Origin of the sequence: Bradyrhizobium nivariense (assembly GCF_029846695.2) — a bacterium.
Lineage (GTDB): Bacteria > Pseudomonadota > Alphaproteobacteria > Rhizobiales > Xanthobacteraceae > Bradyrhizobium.
The window spans coordinates 120,083-137,474 of sequence record NZ_JARWCR020000001.1 but is presented as its reverse complement, the minus strand read 5'-3'; the positions used below and the strand labels follow the sequence as shown (position 1 = coordinate 137,474).

Here is a 17,392-nt window from a genome sequence, read left to right as displayed (position 1 = left end):
TCATGCGGGTCGCGCTTCAGCCGAGGATCCGCAAATGAGCAGCACGTTCGACGCCGACGACAAATCCGCGGGGACGACGCGCCGCCACTTTCTGCGCGGCAGCGCTGCGGCTGCGGGTGGCACTGTCCTGGGTGCCGGCGCATCGGCTGCCGCTGAGACCGGCAACCTTCCTCCCAACATTCCCGAATGGATGAAGGCGCCGGGCGAGCCGATGGGAAGCCAGCCCTATGGCGCGCCGTCACCGTTCGAGAAGGGCGTCGTCAAGAACATCTCGAAGACCCTCAAGCAGTACATATCGGCCTCCAGCCGGACGCCATTGCAGGAGCTCGATGGCATCATCACGCCGAACGGACTGTTCTACGAGCGGCATCATGGCGGCGTTCCGACCATCGATCCGGCCAGCACCGGTTGATGCTGCACGGGCTGGTCGAGCGCCCCCTGATCTTCACATTGGACGATCTCAGGCGTTTCCCGTCGCAGTCGCGCGTCCACTTTCTCGAATGCTCCGGCAATCCCGGCTACAGCAAGCCTTACGGCAAGACAGCATCTGACCTGGTGGGTCTGGTGAGTTGTGCGGAATGGACCGGCGTCAGCCTCAAGCTGGTGCTCCAGGAGGCCGGGTTGAAGCCGGAGGCCAAATGGGTCGTCGCCGAGGGCGCCGACGCGGCCGCGCTGACCCGCAGCATCCCGATCGAGAAATGCCTCGAGGACGCCATGCTGGTCTACAGCCAGAACGGGGAGCGGCTGCGTCCGCAGCAGGGCTATCCACTGCGGCTGTTCCTGCCGGGCTTCGAGGGCAATATGAGCGTGAAGTGGCTGCGCCGCCTGCATGTGGCGGCGGAGCCGGTTTATTCGCGCGAGGAGACCTCGAAATACACCGACCTCCTGCCGGACGGCACGGCGCGCGAATTTTCGTTCTACATGGAGGCGAAGTCGATCATCACGCGGCCCTCGGGCGGCCAGCGCCTGAACGCGCCAGGCTTCCACGAGATCACCGGCATCGCCTGGAGCGGGCATGGCAAGATCGCGCGCGTCGAAGTGTCCGTCGACGAGGGAAAGAGTTGGCAAGGCGCGCAATTGCAGGAGCCGGTGCTGACGCGTGCCTTGACGCGCTTTCGCCTGCCTTGGCAGTGGGACGGCAAGCCTGCCGTGATCCAGAGCCGTGCCATCGATGAGACCGGCTATGTGCAGCCGACGCTCTCCGAGCTGCTCGCGGTGCGCGGCGAGAACTATTTCTACCACAACAACGCAATCTGGCCCTGGCGCATCGCGGCTGATGGTGAGGTGACCAATGCGCTGGCGTGAGACTTGCGGCATTGCTGTCGTAATTGTGCTGTGTGCGTTCGCGAGCGGAGCGCAGGCGCAAAGCCCGTATGGCCTAGGACGCCCCGCGACGGCTGCGGAGATCGCGGGCTGGAATATCGACATCGGACGCGACGGCAGCAATCTGCCGAAGGGAAGTGGCTCGGTCAGCCAGGGGCGCGAGGTGTTCGCCCAGCAATGTGCTTCATGCCATGGCGACAAAGGCGAGGGCGGCTTGGGTGACCGGCTCGTCGGTGGGCAGGGCACGATCGGAACCCCAAAGCCGATCCGCACCGTCGGCAGCTACTGGCCCTATGCGCCGACGCTGTTCGATTACATCCGCCGCGCGATGCCGCAGAACGCACCGCAATCGCTGAGCGACGAGGACATCTATGCGGTATCCGCCTATATCCTGAACCTGAACGGACTGGTTGGAACCGATGTGACGCTCGATGCCAAATCGCTTGCGGCTGTCAAAATGCCGAACCGCGACAAGTTCGTCGGCGATGCGCGGCCCGATGTGAAAAACTGAAGACCTTGTGGCGATCAGGTTCCACGCATTGGCTCGGAACTTGTCTGGGCAAAGGGCGGAACTCGCAGGACGCGATTGCATTAACCTGCCAGAGGAAAAACGTATGGGTCCTTCGATGGCAACTGATCGCTTCGCAAACTCCATGTCCTCAGCGCTTCGCCATCCCGGCGTGATTGCGTTGATTGTGGCCGGCGTGACGATTGCCGCGATGCTCATCGTCGATCATGGGCCATGGAATCGCGCCAAGACGCAGCCGGCTCACATCGCGATGTATGCAACCACGGGCGAGGCGGCGCGCGCCGCAGGCGCCGCAGTGCTTCCGACCGAGCAGAAGTCGCCAATCGAGCCGGAGCGGCCGGGGCCGAAGACGTCCCCGACCGTCAATCCGGTGACGCCGTAATTAGCTCAGTACATTAGCTCAGTACTTGGTCAGCCTCAGTTCTTGCGACCGTAGTTGAGGAGCCCGCCGCTGGTCTTTGGCGGATGCGCGCGAAGGGCTTCCTCGTTCGGCTCGGTGCCCCAGCCGGGCCGGTCCGGAACGACTAGATGCCCGTTTGCAATCTCCGGCTCATGCGTAAACAGCTCGCGGTCCCACGCCAAGCGGTCGATGTCGATCTCCATGATGCGCAGGTTCGGCACCGCGGCGCAGAAATGCGCGTTCATCATCGAACAGAGATGGCCGTAGAAATTGTGCGGGGCGACGTTGACCTCGAACGCTTCCGCGGCGGCTGCGATCTTCATCGACTGCCAGACGCCGTTCCAGGGCGTGTCGATGATTGCGACGTCCATCGCCTGCTCGCGGAAATAGGGCAGGAATTCCCGCAGGCCCAATAGCGTTTCGCAGGACGAGATCGGATGCGGGCTTTGCCTTCGGATGTAACCGAGAGCCTCCGGATTGAAACTGTCGATCTCGATCCAGAACATGTCGAGGTCCGCAATGGTGCGCAGGATCTTCAGATAGCCCTCGGTCTTGGCGTTGAAGTTGCAGTCAAGCAGGATGTCGACGTCGGGGCCCGCACCGTCGCGGATCGCTTCCAGATGCATGCGCAGGTCGTGCAGGATTTTGCGGTCGACGTTGATCTCGGGCGCGAAGGGAGAGCCGAAGCCCGGCCGCCAGCCGGTCGGCGTGCCGTCGTTGTAGGAAAAGATGTTGGTCTTGAGCGCGGTGAACTTCTTCTCGCGCACCTCGCGTCCCATTGCCTTGACGCCGTCGAGATTTTCGATCGATGGTTTGTACCAGGCGGGGTGATTGATCCGCCATGTGGCGCAATGCGACCAGTAGACCCGGACGCGGTCGCGGATCTTGCCGCCGAGCAGTTCGTAGCAAGGCACGCCGAGACACTTCGCCTTGGCATCGAGCAGCGCATTCTCGATCGCGCCGAGCGCTTGCGCCACCACGCCGCCTGCAGCGGGGCGTGTGGCGGCGAACAGCTCGGCGTAGATGCGCTCGTGCTGGAAAACGTTCTGCCCGATGACGCGGGCGGAGAGGCGCTGGATCGCTGCGCTGACGCCGGGCGAGCCAAAGCCTTCGTCGAACTCGCTCCAGCCGACGATACCGTCTTCGGTCGTCAGCTTGACGAAGTGATAGTTTCTCCAACCGGCATCGCAGGCGAGAATTTCGAGACTTGTTGCTTTTGATGATGTGGTCATGTCGCTCCCTGTCGCCCGGCCGGGCTCTGTTTTTCTTGTGGCCCGGTCGCAAGCCCGAGCCCTGCCCGCAACTGTAAGGCCAACCACCGGCCGGCGTGAAGTCCGCAGCCGTGCGGACTGGAGCAATTCCGCCCCCTTCGGCTGGAAAACCGCAGAATCTGGTAACGAATGGCCAGGATCTTTCCGCGGAATCATCGCCGCACTCGCCGGTCTAGAACGTGTACTCATAAACGTCGGCTTCCCAAGGCAGAGCAGAAGCATCCACCTTGGGCCTGATCGGCGGCTTGTGACCCGAAGCGGGCCTTGCCTTAGGCCGCCTCGGATGTCTGCCCCGCTCGCATCTCGCGCCGTCTGCCATCTCGCGCCGTCTGCGTTTGGAACTGAAACATTGTCTAGCCCGAATGATTTACTCCCGGGGCTTCGCAAGATGCGAGGCATTCATGAACCCTCTTTCGGCGAGCGACGTGTTCCTTACGGTCGCGGTTATGAGCACGACGTTCCTGATTGAGATCGGGTTTTTCATCCTGATCGGAATGTTCTGAAATAGCGCGCTATTGGGGTGGCGCGCAGCGGGTGCGAAGGTCTAGTTCTCCTCGAACTTGATGGTTGAGACCGGCCATTTTCCGTCATGACTTTTGATTGAAATCCGAAGCCCGTGTAATTCATCCAGCCAAACGTTCTCGACCGTGCCTGCCTTTCCGTCGGTAAGGACGACGGTTTTGCCGATCAATTCGGATTGCGCCTTACCGTACTCATTCAAGATCGTCGATGCACGAAGCTTCACCGGCGGCATCGTTCATCCATGTTCGGCCGAGCCGACTGCGGCTCAACCGCGCGACTTGTTCCAGTGCTCGGCCGCTTCGAATTCGCGGAGCCGATCGATTTGCGCTCTCAGGCTCGCCGGTACTTCCGGCTCTGGTTTCAGCGACGCACGTAGTCTCTCGCCGATCTCTCGAACGATGGCCCGACTGTGTATGTGGTCAATGTCAATTCGGTTGCGCATGACGGAGCCTTCGGTTCCGCCAGCACGCCGTGCACTCCCCCCACAACCGATCGGGGCACTGCTGGCGATTTTGATTAGAACCGGAGACCGTCGCTTTTGGCTATCCGCGCGAGCGCTTGTATTGAGAACAGCGGGTCGTTCGTCACGACCTTTGGCTATCTGCGACATGCGCCGTGTTACTACCGGCGAGCGACGGCCTCAGTTTTTCTAAAGCCTGGCGGACGCTTTCGTTCCTTGATTTCTGATCGCGACCGCGACGTTCCATTCCGAAGGAGGAACCTGCTCCAGCGGCGAGTCGCTGGCGGTATGGAAGCAACTTCCGATGCGGCCGAAAACATTGGGCCGCAGCGTTCGGGAACCATTTCCGAGAGTGCCCGGTTAGTTCATGGGGCGATAAAGGGGACCATCGTCATGAGGACCAAATATCTCGCTGCGATTGCGATAGCTGTTCTTGCTTGTAGTGGGCTGGTCGTGAATTCCGTCGGCGCGCTTCATCGCGAAAAGCAGTCCACGCCGGCCGCCATAGAAGTGGCGGACCGATTAGTTGGGTCCTTGGATCCGTATTTGATACGGTCTGGTGGCTAAAACGGCCGGTGTAACTCAGAAATGCATTGGCGGCGCTGCCTTAAGTCATGGGGCATCGCGCCCGTTCGGCAAGCAAGGCTGTAACGCCTTTGCCTCAATCCCATCGCGCCCATCGCGCTCGCATCCATACGTCGCATTCCTCGTCTGTCGGATTGAACGCTGCCTCTGCCTGCGCCGCAACTTCGTGTCCGTTACTTCCGATATTGGCCCATTGAGACATGCCGGGGCGGTCTGACGATGTCCGTTCACAGGGGTAGACCGGAAGAGAACGGCACGCGGCCAAAGTGACGCGATTGACCTTGGCTGTGTAAAAACGCAAAAGATCGAATGACATTCTTCAGTTCAATTTTTTTTAAGTCGAATGCGATTGCGAGTTTGAGGTCTAAAATGATCTTGGGCGAATAATTTCTTCTATCGTCATTGAGCGTCTTCGCGTTTTCACACAGCCAAGACCTACAGCGGACGTTGCAGTGCTGGGCGTACCGGACCGCTTTGCGAAGCTTCATCAGATCGGAGGTCTACCATAGCCTCTCAGGCAATAGTCGCGCGGTGTTGCAGCCGAACTTCCGATTATACGATCGCGCAGCGTTATACACGGGAGCGAATCTCGTATTGGCTTTGCGGGCCCGCCGCCCTAGAATTGCGGCGATCGCAGGATGGGCGAAATGCAGTATGTTTGCGACGCGCCGAAGGGTAAGACCTGGTTCCGTATCGAGACGGAAGGTGAAGCGGCGCAAGAGTCGCGCCTGATGCGCCACACAGTCGAGAAATATTTCGGCCGCGAGCGAGAGAAGGCAGTCCAATCCTGGCGTCCGGAGCAGCCCAACGCGATCGAGCGCGACATCGGCCTCGAGGCCCATGTACAGCGAGAGATGCCGCTTTTCATCACGTTGCGTGACAGGGAGGGTAATCCACTGGCTACAGCGATGCTGCCACCGGGTGGCAAGGATCGCGGCGGGTTCCGGATCATCATCGTTGCCACATCCAATGCCGATCCTTATCCTGAGCAGGATGCGGCCATCGCTGCGCTAGGAGCGCATTTCGGTCTCACACTCGATCGCCACCGCTGCTTCCCCTACGGCCGCTAAGGAGCCTGACAAGTATCGCTGCTTGGAGCGATGTCGGCTCATGGCCCCAAGCCGGCTTCAAGAGAGGTGCAGAGCATGTCCGCTCTGCCCAGTTACTTCAGACGTCGACTTGCTCTGCTATCGCGAGCGCATCGTCGACTTCAATTCCCAGGTACCGGACGGTGCTCTCGATTTTCGTGTGGCCCAATAAGAGCTGCACGGCGCGCAAGTTGCTAGTGCGCCGATAGATAAGGGTCGCCTTTGTTCGACGGAGCGAATGCGTTCCGAACAGATGAGGATCCAACCCTATACCGGCAAGCCAACTGGATAACAGCCGCGCGTATTGCCGAGTTGTCAGGTTGCACCCAGCGCCTCGACGACCGGTGAACAGATGGTCCCCAGGCTTCTTGCCGGTTGCCCTCAGGTAGTCATCGATGGCTTGGCGGGTGGACTCTGTAAGTTCGAACCTTGACCGGGCGTCCAGTTTTCTTCTGGCGGACGCTTGCTCTGTCGGCTGCATAGCCGCTTGGCGCGATGTCGTCGACCTTCAGCGCCACGACATCGCAGCCACGAAGTTTACTGTCGATGGCCACGTTGAACAGAGCCAGGTCCCGAAGCCGGCCTTCGACCTGGAGCTTTGTCCGGATGGACCAGACGTGCTTGGGGCGGAGTGGCGGCTTCGCGCCGACGACCTTTCCCTTATTCCACGGGACGTGCTTTGAGATGTGCTCGACGGCGTTCAAGACTTCGGTCATGGAGACCTCCTCAGTTGATGAGGTGGCCATTCTCAAGCCGGCAACCTTCTGAAATGACGTCGGCTTTTAGACGATTGGAGATGTAGTTGGGGCCAATTCGACCAATCAGACGGCGCATTTTGACCCAACTGCGACATCGAACCTGGTAAATGCCGAGGTGGATTGAGTAACATTTCCCACTCGCCGCCCGACGTGATGCTTGCGGATAATCGCCCCGGTGCATACCGATCCGAACGAAACTCCAAGTCGTAAGATCTCCCCCGCGACCTTGCAGGGCGTCGATCCGGTACCCAGTTGAGTCCGCACTTTACGATGCACCACCGTGGTAGTAAATTTCACGCGCTTACAATAGCAAAATTAAAAAGGGAGGATTTCATGCGTGTGATTTATGCAGCGGCATTCGCTCTTTGTTTGCTCACAGTCGCTCCGGTGCGGTGCCTTGCCGGGGACCCCAAGAGCGATGTGTCGGCGGCTTACGCAATATTTGATGCGACGTACAACAAGGGCGACGCGAAGGCCGTTGTCGCCTTATATCTGCCAAACGCGAAGGTGCTCCCGCCAACCCACGAGGTGGCGTCGGGTCCAGCGGCGATCGAGAAGTTTTTCGCCGGGTTCTACGCAAACGGCGTAACGGACCACAAACTTGAGCTGATCGACGCGGGTGGCGATGACAAGGTCATCTATGGCACGGCAAACTGGACCGCCAAAGGCAAAGACAAGGATGGCAAGCCTGCGAACTTCTCTGGCATCGCCACCCACGTGTTCGAGCGGCAGGCGGATGGTTCGCTGAAGCTGAGGTTACATACCTTCAACTGAGCTGGCCGAATGTGCCTCGCCTCGCGAGGAGACATCGCGTGGATATCGCGGAATGGCTTCGTGGCCTTGGGCTGGAGCGCTACACACAGGCCTTCCAGGATGCCGAAGTCACGCCCGAGATCCTGTCAGAGCTGACCGACGCCGACCTCCGAGAACTTGGCTTGCCACTCGGCCCGCGTAAGACGGTGCTGAAAGCGATTTACGCACACGGTTCATCGCATGCTCCCGTCCCTGTTGAGGCTCGCGCGTCGGCTATAGGGCGGAAGTCGGCTATAGAGCGGAAGGTGGCACTCCCGTCGGATGCTGACCGTCGGCAACTCACCGTCATGTTTGTCGATCTGGTCGGCTCGACCGCGCTCGCCTCGGGGCGCGACCCTGAGGAGGTGCGAGACCTCATGCAGGCCTACCAGAACACCGTCGCAGGCGAGATCACCCGGTTCGAGGGCCATATAGCCAAGTTCCTGGGCGACGGCGTGCTCGCGTACTTCGGCTGGCCGCGGGCCCATGAAGACGAGGCGGAGCGTGCCATTCGCGCCGGCATGCGGGTGACTAAGGCGGTCGCGGCCCTTGCCGAGCCCGCTGGTGCAGCGCTTGCCGCTCGCGTCGGCATCGCAACCGGCCTGGTGGTCGTCGGCGAACTGATTGGAGAAGGCGAGGCCCGCGAGCGTGCGGTCATCGGTGAGACCCCGAACCTGGCCGCGCGATTGCAAGGACTCGCCGAACCAGGCGGCGTTGTGATCGCCGAGTCAACGCGCCATCTAATTGGCGAAGCCTTCATGTACCATGACCTCGGCACAGTGCCCCTAAAAGGTTTCCCTGGCCCAGTGCAAGCCTGGCTGGTGATCGGTGAGAGCGCGGCGGAGAGTCGATTCGACGCACAGCACGGTGTGTCGACGACCGCGCTGGTCGGGCGCGACCAGGAACTCGCACTTCTCATGGATCGCTGGGAGCGGGCGAAAGAGCGAGAGGGACAGATCGTCCTGCTTGGCGGCGAACCAGGCATCGGCAAATCCCGCCTCCTTCGGGCCCTGCGCGACCAGCTCGCGGACGTGCCGCACACACCCCTGAGCCATTTCTGTTCGCCATTCCATACTAACAGCGCGCTGTACCCTGTCATTGGGCTCCTTGAACGCGCAGCGGGAATTCGGCGGGAGGACCTTCCTGAAGAGCAGCTCGATAAGCTCGAGGCGATGCTCGCTCTTGCGACAGACGACGCGCATGAGAGCGCACCCGTTCTAGCGGACCTATTGGCAATCCCGACAGGCGAGCGATACCCGCCACTGAAGCTCGGTCCACACCAGAAGAAGGAGCGAACGTTTCAGGCTCTTTTGGAGCAGGTACGAGGCCTGGCGGCAAGACAGCCTCTGCTTGCCATTTACGAGGATGTCCACTGGGCCGACCCCACCATGCTCGAACTCCTCGACCGGGCTGTTGACGAGGTGCAGCGGCTCCCGGTCCTCATGATTATCACCTTCCGACCAGAATTCGTTCCGCGCTGGACGGGACATGGACACGTGACAGCACTCTTTTTGAGTCGGCTGGGACGCAGGCAAGGCGCGGCCGTGGTGGACCGGATAACCGGGGGCAAATTGCTCCCACAGGAAGTGCTTGAGCAGATTTTGGCCAAGACGGATGGCGTGCCGTTGTTCGTCGAGGAACTGACTAAGACAGTCCTCGAATCCGGGCTGCTTAGGGAGCGGGGCAACTGTTATGAACTGATAGGTCCGTTACCGCCGCTGGCGATTCCGACAACGCTCAAGGACTCGCTGATGGCTCGTCTGGACCGGTTGGCACCGGTGAAGGAAGTCGCCCAGATCGCAGCCTGCATTGGGCGAGAGTTCGGACACGACCTTCTGAAAGCAGTAGCTCCGCTCGATGAGGATGCCCTCCAGCTTGTTCTCAATGAACTACTGGAGGCGGAGCTTATATTCCGGCATGGAATACCGCCGGATATTGGCTACAGCTTCAAACATGCGCTGGTACAGGACATCGCGCACGAGAGCCTCTTGAGGAGCAAGCGGCAGCAGATCCATGCTCGCATCGCCGCTGCTCTCGAAGAGCTTTATCCTGCCCGTGTGGAGGTAGAGCCGGAGACGATTGCGTTGCATCTCATGGAGGCTGGGCTGGCGGGCCGGGCTGTTGGCTATTGGCTGCAGGCCGGCCGGAATGCCGCGAGTCGTTCCGCCAATCTCGAAGCGATCACCCATCTCACAAGCGGGCTGGAGGCGCTCAAGTCCTGTCCAGACGGGCCGGAGCGGGACCGCCAGGAACTCGCGCTCCAGACGGCAATTGGAGGTCCGCTGATTGCCATTCATGGATACACGGCTCCGCAGCTCGGTACTGCGTTCAACAGGGCTCATGCGCTCTGCTATGAACTCGATGATACGGACGCCTTGTTCGCCGCGCTCAGCGGCAAGTTCATTTTCCATTTCGTGAGGGGCGACTATAACGCCATGCAGGCTCTGGTAGCTGAGGCCTGCCTCGCTGCCGAACGTACCAGGGACATGGCGCTCGAACTCGGTGCGCATCGTCTGGCGGCTCTCACTGCCATGCACGCAGGTGACTTCGTTACGGCTCGCTCCGAACTCGAGACGATATTACGTCGCTATGATCCCGACGCCCATCGGTCCTCGCCTGTGCACTATGTCCATGACCCAAAAGCCTCCGCGTTACCCTATCTGGCGATCGTGCTTTGGATCCTTGGCTACCCCGAGCAAGCCCAGAGGACGAGCCGCGCGGCGTTTGAATACGTTCGGGAGCTGAACCAGACGAACCTTACCGCCCACGTGGAGGTCTATGCCGGGGCGGCGCCTGCGGAGCTGATGGGTGACGTGGCGGCTGCGCATGCGCGCGCGGACGCCATCATCGAACTCGCCGATCAGCACAGCCTGAACTACTGGCGATTGAGCGGGCTCATCCTGCGAGGCTGGGCCATGGCACAGGAAGGCAACGTGGAGCGTGGCTTGACGCTCATGCGCCAGAGTTTGAACGGGCGGGACCGGCTTGGAGCTACTTGGTACCAGGTTCGGTACTTGTGCATGCTGGCGACGACGTACCTGCAATTGGGTCGTGGCGACGAGGGTCTCACAGTCCTGACTGAAGCAAAGGACCTCGCTGCGCGCAGTGACGAACATATGTGGGAGGCAGAGCTCGCATGCATCTCTGGCGAGCTGCGGCGCACTCGTGGGGATGCACCAGACGAGGTCGAGGCTGATTTGCAAACCGCGCTCCAGGTTGCACAGAGCCAGAGTGCCAAGTCATTCGAGTTGCGGGCCGCGACCAGTTTGGCCCGACTCCGGCGTGACCAGGGCAAGCACTCTGAGGCCCGCGCTCTGCTCGCGCCGGTCTACGGCTGGTTCACCGAGGGCTTCGACACCCGTGACCTAAAGGAAGCGAAGGCGCTGCTCGACGAGCTCTCGTGATAAGGCCATCGAAATGACCAACAACTTCCGGTATTGGCCCATGGCGTCAGTTGGGGCAGTGCAGCGACATGTCCGCAGCCGGGGGTAGCCCGGAAGTCACGAACTCAGGGCAGATCGACGCGATTGACCCTGAACGGACATTGATTGCTGAAGAGCGACCCAGGCAACGTAATTCCAAGTACGGCTTGCGTGCGGGCGACGCCGAACTAAATCGTTGTCATCGACGGAGAGCGAAAGTCGGTTCGAGACAGCTCCCGGGTCCTGTCGCTCTTCGGAAAGGAGAAAACGCGAGGCCATTGCTATGTCGAACGACCAGAAAAAGATCGTTTCAGCTTCGACCGCCGAGCCACTCGGGGTCGAACTCGAACGACTCCTTCAGCCGACCCGCTATTTCCAGAACCCCCGTGACGTCGTCCGGGACGCTACCCTGACCACCGCCGAAAAGCGGGCCATCCTGTCGTCATGGGCATCTGACGCCTCTGCCGTCGAATCGATGCCTGCACTGCAGGCAGATCCTCTGTTCCGGTCACGTCGTCAAGTTTGATGAAGTGATCGACGCCTTGCACGAACTTGATGGCAAGGCCGACGACATCGGCGGGATGGAGAAACCGCAACTCAGGCGCCGTGGCCCGGACCGCGGCGGTAATCCGGAGGAGGGGCCGGCGGGAAGCGGCTATTGGTACTGAGCCGTCGCGATCATCATTCCCCTCTTGACGGCAGAAGCAGGCCACCTAAATCGTGCTCGCCGATCGCCCATCCGGGGATCGGCAAAGTCCAACGGGGCACCGCTCTTTGGGCGCCCCTTGTATCCATGTTGCTCAAATGGAGGATATGGCTATGAGAGACTTCGATCTCACCCCCGTCCGGCGGTCCACCATCGGTTTTGATCGCCTGTTCGACCTCATCGACGATTCGTTCCGATTACAGGGCGAGGACAACTATCCGCCCTACAACATCGCGCGCGTCGGTGAGGATCACTATCGCATCTCGCTCGCGCTGGCCGGCTTCAAGCCGGAGGAGATCACCGTTACGGCAGAGCAGAACATGCTGACCGTGGAAGGCCACAAGGCGGAGAACGGTGATCACGAGTACCTGTTCCAGGGCATCTCGGGACGTCCGTTCCGGCGCAAATTTGACCTCGCCGACTACGTCGAGGTGACAGGCGCGTCGTTTGAAAACGGGCTCCTGCAGATCGATCTGATGCGCAAGTTGCCGGAGGCTATGAAGCCGCGCCGGATTACGATCAACGCCGGCGTTGGCAACGACCACCAGCAAATCGAGCACAGCCAGGCGGCCTGATCGGAGCGGCCCGGCCGCAATCCGATCGGTTGACTTCGGGGCTTCCCGCGCGCGGCCGTGCCGCACCCCGGAGGCCCTTTGCCAAACCTAACCAGAAAGGAGAAATGACCATGACTATCAGGGATCTCATCCCATGGAATCGTGGCCGCCACGTTGCGGTACACCGCGGCGAAAGGGCAAATCCCTTGCTGACGCTGCACCGTGAAATGAACCGCGTGTTCGACGACGTCTTCCGCGGTTTCGACGTGGCGCCGTTCGGCTCCGATCGCTTGTTCGATCGCGCGCTCGGATGGCCGGATATCGAGGTCAGCGAGACCGACAAGGAGGTCAAGGTCACGGCGGAGTTGCCCGGCCTTGAGGAGAAAGACGTCGGCGTCGAACTCGCGAATGGCGTTCTCGCCATCAAGGGCGAGAAAAGGGCTGAGACCGAGGACAAGGACCGGCTCTTCAGCGAGCGCTACTATGGCCGGTTCGAGCGGCGCATCCCGGTCGACGATGTCGAGGCAGACAAAGTCGATGCCTCGTTCAAGAGCGGTGTGCTGACCGTGACCTTGCCGAAGTCGGCCAAGGCCCAAGAGAAGGTGAAGCGTATCGCGATTAACAGCAAGTAAAGCCAGGGCAAGGCCAAGCGCGGGAGTTACGCCGCTCCCGCGCCGCCTTCGATCGGGAGGCGACGATGCTGCAGGAGACAAAAAGCACACATCAATGCTGGACGGAACGGGATGGTACGCCTGCGCTGACCCGGTCCGTATTTCCCGATGATGCGCTGGCCGTGATTTACAAGCCGGCGCGCTCGGCCATGACTTCGGGAAAAGCGCGCACGCGCGATTGGAAGCTGCGCTTCGAGCCTCGTTCTTGTCCCTATATCGAGCCGCTCATGGGATGGACAGGTAGCGATGACGCGTTAGCGCAGGTCGAGTTGACATTCCCGTCGGCAGCCGCCGCCGTTGCGTACGCTCGGCGCCAGGGTTTGCGTTACCTTCTGCAAGGTGCGGACGATCCCGACACACGGCCGGGTTCAAACGCGAAGGCCGCCAACACGAATTCCGCTTCGCCAGACATACGGTCATCGGACGTGTGGCCTTGGCGACTGGAATGGGTCGAACGGACGCTCGGGCTGAGAGGCATTCAAAACAAGTCGAGACCAGTACGCGGTCCTGCCGCGTACTACGCGAGTCCCCAGGACGTGCTTGATGACCACGATCTTTCGCCGGCGCAGAAGCGGGACGTTCTCCGTCGGTGGGCGCTGAATGCGTACCTGATCGAACTGGCTCTCTTCAAGGGCGAACCGCAATCCGAGCTCTCACGTTTGGGCGAGGTGATCGAGGCACTGTTCGATCTGGACGAGACGCAGGCCAGCACGTCAGCGCACTGGACGCGAGTGACGGGGCCAGATTGTGAAGGCCGCGCAGCATGAGGCAATTGTCGGCATGGGACCCGGAGGCCTGACCATGACGAAACAAACCCGCTTCAATGTCGGATACGCGATTGCTGCCATCTTTCTGGTCTTTATGATTCAGTACGCGGTCTCGGTTGCCAACCAGATCGCACCGATCCCCTACAGCGACTTTCAACGTTTGTTGCACGAAGGCAAGATAGCCACGGTCGGCGTATCGGACCGCTTCATTCAGGGATCCCTGAAAGAGCCGTTGCCCGGCGGACAAAAGCAGTTCGTTACGACCAGGGTCGATCCGGAATTCGCAGGCGAGCTCGACAAGTATGGGGTCCGCTACACCGGCCAAATCGAGAGCACGTTCTTGCGCGACCTGTTGTCGTGGGTCATGCCCACCCTCTTGTTCGTGGGGCTCTGGTGGTATCTCGGCAGGCGGTTCGTGGAATCACAAGGCTTGGGTGGCGGGCTGATGTCGATCGGCAAGAGTAAGGCCAAGATCTACGTTGAAGCCGACACCGGCGTCACATTCGACGACGTCGCCGGCGTCGACGAAGCCAAGGACGAACTGCGCGAAGTCGTGGACTTCCTGAAAAGCCCGGCAGACTACGGCCGGCTCGGTGGCCGCATGCCGAAAGGCGTGTTGCTGGTGGGTCCGCCCGGCACCGGCAAGACGCTGTTGGCCAAGGCTGTCGCCGGTGAAGCAAAGGTGCCGTTCTTTTCGATCTCGGGCTCGGAATTCGTCGAAATGTTCGTCGGCGTAGGTGCTGCGCGCGTGCGCGACCTGTTCCAGCAAGCCCGCCAGAAGGCGCCCGCCATCATCTTTATCGACGAACTCGACGCGCTCGGCCGGGCGCGCGGCATCGGTCCCTATGCCGGAGGCCATGACGAAAAGGAGCAAACACTCAATCAGCTCCTGGTGGAGCTCGACGGCTTCGACTCGCGTTCGGGGCTCGTCATTCTGGCGGCCACCAACCGGCCGGAAATTCTCGACCCCGCGTTGCTGCGCGCCGGCCGCTTCGACCGCCAGGTGCTGGTCGACCGGCCTGACAAGAAGGGCCGCGTGCAGATCCTGCGGGTTCACATGAGGAAGGTGAAAATTGCGGCCGACGTCGACGCCGACAAGGTGGCTGCACTGACGCCGGGCTTTACCGGCGCCGACCTCGCTAATCTCGTCAACGAAGCGGCGCTGCTGGCGACGAGGCGAGGCGCAGATGCCACATCGATGGTGGACTTCGGCAACGCTGTCGAACGGATCGTCGCGGGTCTGGAAAAGAGAAACAGGCTGCTCAACCCCAGGGAGCGGGAGATCGTCGCCTATCACGAGATGGGCCATGCCCTCGTGGCGCTTGCGCTGCCAGGTGTCGACCCGGTTCACAAGGTGTCGATCATCCCGCGCGGCATCGGCGCGCTCGGCTATACGATTCAGCGTCCGACAGAGGACCGCTTCTTGATGACACGCGAGGAACTGGAGAACAAGATGGCCGTGTCGCTCGGTGGTCGCGCCGCCGAGCTGATTGTATTCGGTCATCTTTCGACAGGTGCTGCAGACGACCTGCGGCGTGTCACCGACATCGCTCGCAGCATGGTTACACGCTACGGAATGTCCGACAAACTCGGCAACGTCGCCTATGATCGTGATCCGCAGACATTCGTGACCGGCCCCGATCTTCCATCGCCTCCGCATGAACGGGATTATGCCGAGAAAACGGCAGCGACCGTTGATGAAGAGGTACGGGCCATTGTGGAGAAGGCATTCCAGCGCGCCCTCGATCTCCTCAAGGAACGGCGCGCCGTTCTCGATCGCACGGCCCAACGTCTCCTTGAAAAGGAAACGCTGGAGGAAGCAGAGCTAACTCAACTGGCCAATCATCCGGAGCCTCGATCGCCACAAGCCGCTGCCGAATAGAGCGCAATCGCGGGCATATGGCGTCTGGTTCTGCATGCGCGGCCGATGGAGCCGTCGATGCCTTTAAAGAAAGAATTTTCTGATCTGCGCCTGTCGCTCGGGCCGCTGACGCTCTACCAGAAATTCGAGCAAGTATGTGTCCTGATGCTGACCGCGTTGATCGCCATCATCATTGTCCTCGCGCTGTGGAATCTGACGCTGAAACTCCTGCTCAGCATCTTGGCAACCAATTTCGATCCGACCGATTATGAGGTGTTCCAAACGGTGTTCGGCATGATCTTTACCGTCATCATTGCGCTCGAGTTCAAGCGCTCCCTGTTGGTGGTGGCCGAGCGGCGGGACAGTGTCGTGCAGGTACGCTCTGTCATCCTGATTGCGTTGCTGGCGGTGGTGCGAAAATTGATCATTCTCGATCTGTCGAGCACGGATGCTTTCCATCTGCTGGCGCTGGCCGCAGCCATCCTTGCGCTGGGCGCGGTCTATTGGCTGGTGCGCGACCAGGGGCAGTCGCGTGAAACCATCCTGCCAGGAGGCGGATGAAAGGCTATATTCGCAAAACAATATGCCCATAACGGAGATTTCGAGGCACGAGAAACCAGTTGCCAGGAAACCGACCTGCACTTCCGGATTTGGCCCATCGCTTCCGCTTGCGCAGTGCCGCGACATGTCCGGAGCTGCGGGTTGACCCGAAGTCTCAAAGTCACGGGTAGACCTACGCGAATGACCCACCTCGGACATCAGGGCCCTGCATGTGGGCGGATGTAGCGCGCGCCCCCGTCATCCGCTCGATCGAGCAAACATTCGCTATTGATGAAGTCTTTCACAGTCACTTCTACGGCAGGTCGTGCGCCGTTATCTATTGGTTCTTTGCTGGCGCGCCCGGAAGCACGGCTGCCACACCTTCCGGATTGATGTTGAAGGCCAGGAAAATCAAGGGCTCGTTGCCTGGGTTTCCCCATTGGTGCACGAGGTCGTACGGTTCATAGATCAAGGAACCCGGCCCCCTTGCTTCTATTTTACCGTCAATCGTGTTGGCCCCAGTGCCGGAGAGAATGAAGTATAGAGCTGCGCCTGACCGATGGTGGGGCGGGTTGGAAGGCATCTGCGCCGGAAATGTGACTCGCGTGAGATTGAGATCATAACTACCCGGCTTCAGGTCGGGGATTGGACTCGCTGTGCGATACAATTCTCTCACGATGGCAGGTGCCTTCTCGGCGGGCCGATCCAAGTCCGCAGTGGGAGCGAGGAAGAAGTGGAGGAAAGTCGATGACCCTCCGCTACCAGCCGTTAGCACCGCGGCCTTCCCACCGGCGATGAACAGCCCCTCTCCGGCATTGAGCATTTTTGTCTCGCCATCGATCGCGACCTCGGCCGATCCTGATATCTGGTAGAGGATGCCGTTGGCCGCCGAGACGCTGCTCCTCTCGCCCGGCTGAAGGGTGACGCTCACCGCTTTGAAGTGGACCGGCACGTCCGTGACGGACCGCAGTTTGGTTGCGGCGATCACTGTTCGTGCAATTGCCGGAGGAGCGCCGGGGGTTTGCGCGGTCCCGGAGGCGGCAAGCGCCATCGCGCCGAGCAACAACAGTCCGGTTGTCCTGAACTGCATGAATGCCTCCCAGGTTCAGCGGATCATCGGAGCATGATACGCCCTCCTAGCGC

Annotated in this window: 15 protein-coding genes and 2 pseudogenes; 13 read left to right on the top strand and 4 right to left on the bottom strand. The window is 60.7% G+C overall.

Annotation, left to right across the window (positions count from 1 at the left end; translation table 11 throughout):
- Window positions 1–34 precede the first annotated feature (34 nt).
- The 3 genes and pseudogenes from soxC (at window position 35) to QCM77_RS00655 (ending at window position 2,234) form a co-directional block, all read left to right on the top strand.
- Window positions 35–1,305 (top strand): annotated as a pseudogene (soxC, locus tag QCM77_RS00665) (sulfite dehydrogenase).
- A complete protein-coding gene (locus tag QCM77_RS00660) occupies window positions 1,292–1,834 on the top strand; it encodes a c-type cytochrome (RefSeq protein ID WP_279681441.1) in 543 nt (180 codons plus the stop codon). The pseudogene soxC and the gene QCM77_RS00660 overlap by 14 nt, the downstream one beginning before the upstream one ends.
- A gap of 103 nt (window positions 1,835–1,937) precedes the next feature.
- Window positions 1,938–2,234, top strand: coding sequence for a hypothetical protein (locus tag QCM77_RS00655; RefSeq protein ID WP_279681439.1), 297 nt, complete (start codon window positions 1,938–1,940; stop codon window positions 2,232–2,234).
- 35 nt (window positions 2,235–2,269) lie between these two features.
- On the opposite strand, the gene QCM77_RS00650 is transcribed toward QCM77_RS00655, so the two are convergent.
- Together QCM77_RS00650 and QCM77_RS00645 are read right to left on the bottom strand one after the other, a co-directional pair.
- On the bottom strand, window positions 2,270–3,484 hold the full coding sequence (locus QCM77_RS00650) for a mandelate racemase/muconate lactonizing enzyme family protein (protein ID WP_279681438.1): 1,215 nt from the start codon (window positions 3,482–3,484) through the stop codon (window positions 2,270–2,272).
- Window positions 3,485–4,067: 583 nt separating this feature from the next.
- Window positions 4,068–4,277: a PRC-barrel domain-containing protein gene (locus QCM77_RS00645; RefSeq protein ID WP_279663644.1), complete on the bottom strand. Its 210-nt coding sequence runs from the start codon at window positions 4,275–4,277 to the stop codon at window positions 4,068–4,070.
- A 1,460-nt stretch (window positions 4,278–5,737) separates the two neighbouring features.
- Here QCM77_RS00645 and QCM77_RS00640 point away from each other — a divergent pair.
- A complete protein-coding gene (locus QCM77_RS00640; protein ID WP_279663646.1) occupies window positions 5,738–6,160 on the top strand; it encodes a hypothetical protein in 423 nt (140 codons plus the stop codon).
- A gap of 97 nt (window positions 6,161–6,257) precedes the next feature.
- On the opposite strand, the pseudogene QCM77_RS00635 reads toward QCM77_RS00640, so the two are convergent.
- Window positions 6,258–6,894, bottom strand: a pseudogene (locus QCM77_RS00635) (tyrosine-type recombinase/integrase).
- 375 nt (window positions 6,895–7,269) lie between these two features.
- On the opposite strand from QCM77_RS00635, the gene QCM77_RS00630 reads away from it, so the two are divergent.
- From QCM77_RS00630 to QCM77_RS00590, 9 genes are all read left to right on the top strand, one after another.
- Complete coding sequence (locus QCM77_RS00630) at window positions 7,270–7,710, top strand: YybH family protein (protein WP_279663648.1); 441 nt, start codon at window positions 7,270–7,272, stop codon at window positions 7,708–7,710.
- A gap of 38 nt (window positions 7,711–7,748) precedes the next feature.
- The gene (locus QCM77_RS00625) at window positions 7,749–11,132 is read left to right on the top strand and encodes an adenylate/guanylate cyclase domain-containing protein (RefSeq protein ID WP_279681435.1); all 3,384 of its coding nucleotides are present in this window, start codon (window positions 7,749–7,751) and stop codon (window positions 11,130–11,132) included.
- 301 nt (window positions 11,133–11,433) lie between these two features.
- A complete protein-coding gene (locus QCM77_RS00620; RefSeq protein WP_279667654.1) occupies window positions 11,434–11,676 on the top strand; it encodes a hypothetical protein in 243 nt (80 codons plus the stop codon).
- Between the two features lie 16 nt (window positions 11,677–11,692).
- Window positions 11,693–11,818, top strand: a complete 126-nt coding sequence (locus QCM77_RS00615; protein WP_279667655.1) for a hypothetical protein — start codon at window positions 11,693–11,695, stop codon at window positions 11,816–11,818.
- A 151-nt stretch (window positions 11,819–11,969) separates the two neighbouring features.
- Complete coding sequence (locus tag QCM77_RS00610) at window positions 11,970–12,431, top strand: Hsp20 family protein (protein ID WP_279667656.1); 462 nt, start codon at window positions 11,970–11,972, stop codon at window positions 12,429–12,431.
- A gap of 110 nt (window positions 12,432–12,541) precedes the next feature.
- On the top strand, window positions 12,542–13,042 hold the full coding sequence (locus QCM77_RS00605; RefSeq protein ID WP_279681433.1) for an Hsp20/alpha crystallin family protein: 501 nt from the start codon (window positions 12,542–12,544) through the stop codon (window positions 13,040–13,042).
- A gap of 65 nt (window positions 13,043–13,107) precedes the next feature.
- Entirely contained in the window at window positions 13,108–13,848 is a 741-nt protein-coding gene (locus QCM77_RS00600) for an NADH dehydrogenase ubiquinone Fe-S protein 4 (protein WP_279681432.1), read from the top strand.
- A 34-nt stretch (window positions 13,849–13,882) separates the two neighbouring features.
- Window positions 13,883–15,730 carry an ATP-dependent zinc metalloprotease FtsH gene (ftsH, locus tag QCM77_RS00595; protein ID WP_279681431.1) on the top strand — a complete coding sequence of 616 codons (1,848 nt, stop codon included), beginning with the start codon at window positions 13,883–13,885 and terminating at the stop codon, window positions 15,728–15,730.
- A 45-nt stretch (window positions 15,731–15,775) separates the two neighbouring features.
- Complete coding sequence (locus QCM77_RS00590) at window positions 15,776–16,270, top strand: phosphate-starvation-inducible PsiE family protein (protein WP_279667659.1); 495 nt, start codon at window positions 15,776–15,778, stop codon at window positions 16,268–16,270.
- Between the two features lie 316 nt (window positions 16,271–16,586).
- Here the strand turns inward: QCM77_RS00590 and QCM77_RS00585 are convergent, their stop codons facing one another.
- Complete coding sequence (locus QCM77_RS00585; RefSeq protein ID WP_279667660.1) at window positions 16,587–17,339, bottom strand: cupin domain-containing protein; 753 nt, start codon at window positions 17,337–17,339, stop codon at window positions 16,587–16,589.
- Window positions 17,340–17,392: the final 53 nt, after the last annotated feature.

Bases quoted from the DNA above. Each gene is read 5' to 3' on its own strand.
- QCM77_RS00585 (WP_279667660.1), bottom strand. From the start codon at position 17,339: ATGCAGTTCAGGACAACCGGACTGTTGTTGCTCGGCGCGATGGCGCTT.
- QCM77_RS00655 (WP_279681439.1), top strand. From the start codon at position 1,938: ATGGGTCCTTCGATGGCAACTGATCGCTTCGCAAACTCCATGTCCTCA.
- QCM77_RS00605 (WP_279681433.1), top strand. From the start codon at position 12,542: ATGACTATCAGGGATCTCATCCCATGGAATCGTGGCCGCCACGTTGCG.
- QCM77_RS00660 (WP_279681441.1), top strand. From the start codon at position 1,292: ATGCGCTGGCGTGAGACTTGCGGCATTGCTGTCGTAATTGTGCTGTGT.
- QCM77_RS00650 (WP_279681438.1), bottom strand. From the start codon at position 3,484: ATGACCACATCATCAAAAGCAACAAGTCTCGAAATTCTCGCCTGCGAT.
- QCM77_RS00630 (WP_279663648.1), top strand. From the start codon at position 7,270: ATGCGTGTGATTTATGCAGCGGCATTCGCTCTTTGTTTGCTCACAGTC.
- QCM77_RS00645 (WP_279663644.1), bottom strand. From the start codon at position 4,277: ATGCCGCCGGTGAAGCTTCGTGCATCGACGATCTTGAATGAGTACGGT.
- QCM77_RS00600 (WP_279681432.1), top strand. From the start codon at position 13,108: ATGCTGCAGGAGACAAAAAGCACACATCAATGCTGGACGGAACGGGAT.
- ftsH (WP_279681431.1), top strand. From the start codon at position 13,883: ATGACGAAACAAACCCGCTTCAATGTCGGATACGCGATTGCTGCCATC.
- QCM77_RS00640 (WP_279663646.1), top strand. From the start codon at position 5,738: ATGCAGTATGTTTGCGACGCGCCGAAGGGTAAGACCTGGTTCCGTATC.
- QCM77_RS00590 (WP_279667659.1), top strand. From the start codon at position 15,776: ATGGAGCCGTCGATGCCTTTAAAGAAAGAATTTTCTGATCTGCGCCTG.
- QCM77_RS00610 (WP_279667656.1), top strand. From the start codon at position 11,970: ATGAGAGACTTCGATCTCACCCCCGTCCGGCGGTCCACCATCGGTTTT.
- QCM77_RS00620 (WP_279667654.1), top strand. From the start codon at position 11,434: ATGTCGAACGACCAGAAAAAGATCGTTTCAGCTTCGACCGCCGAGCCA.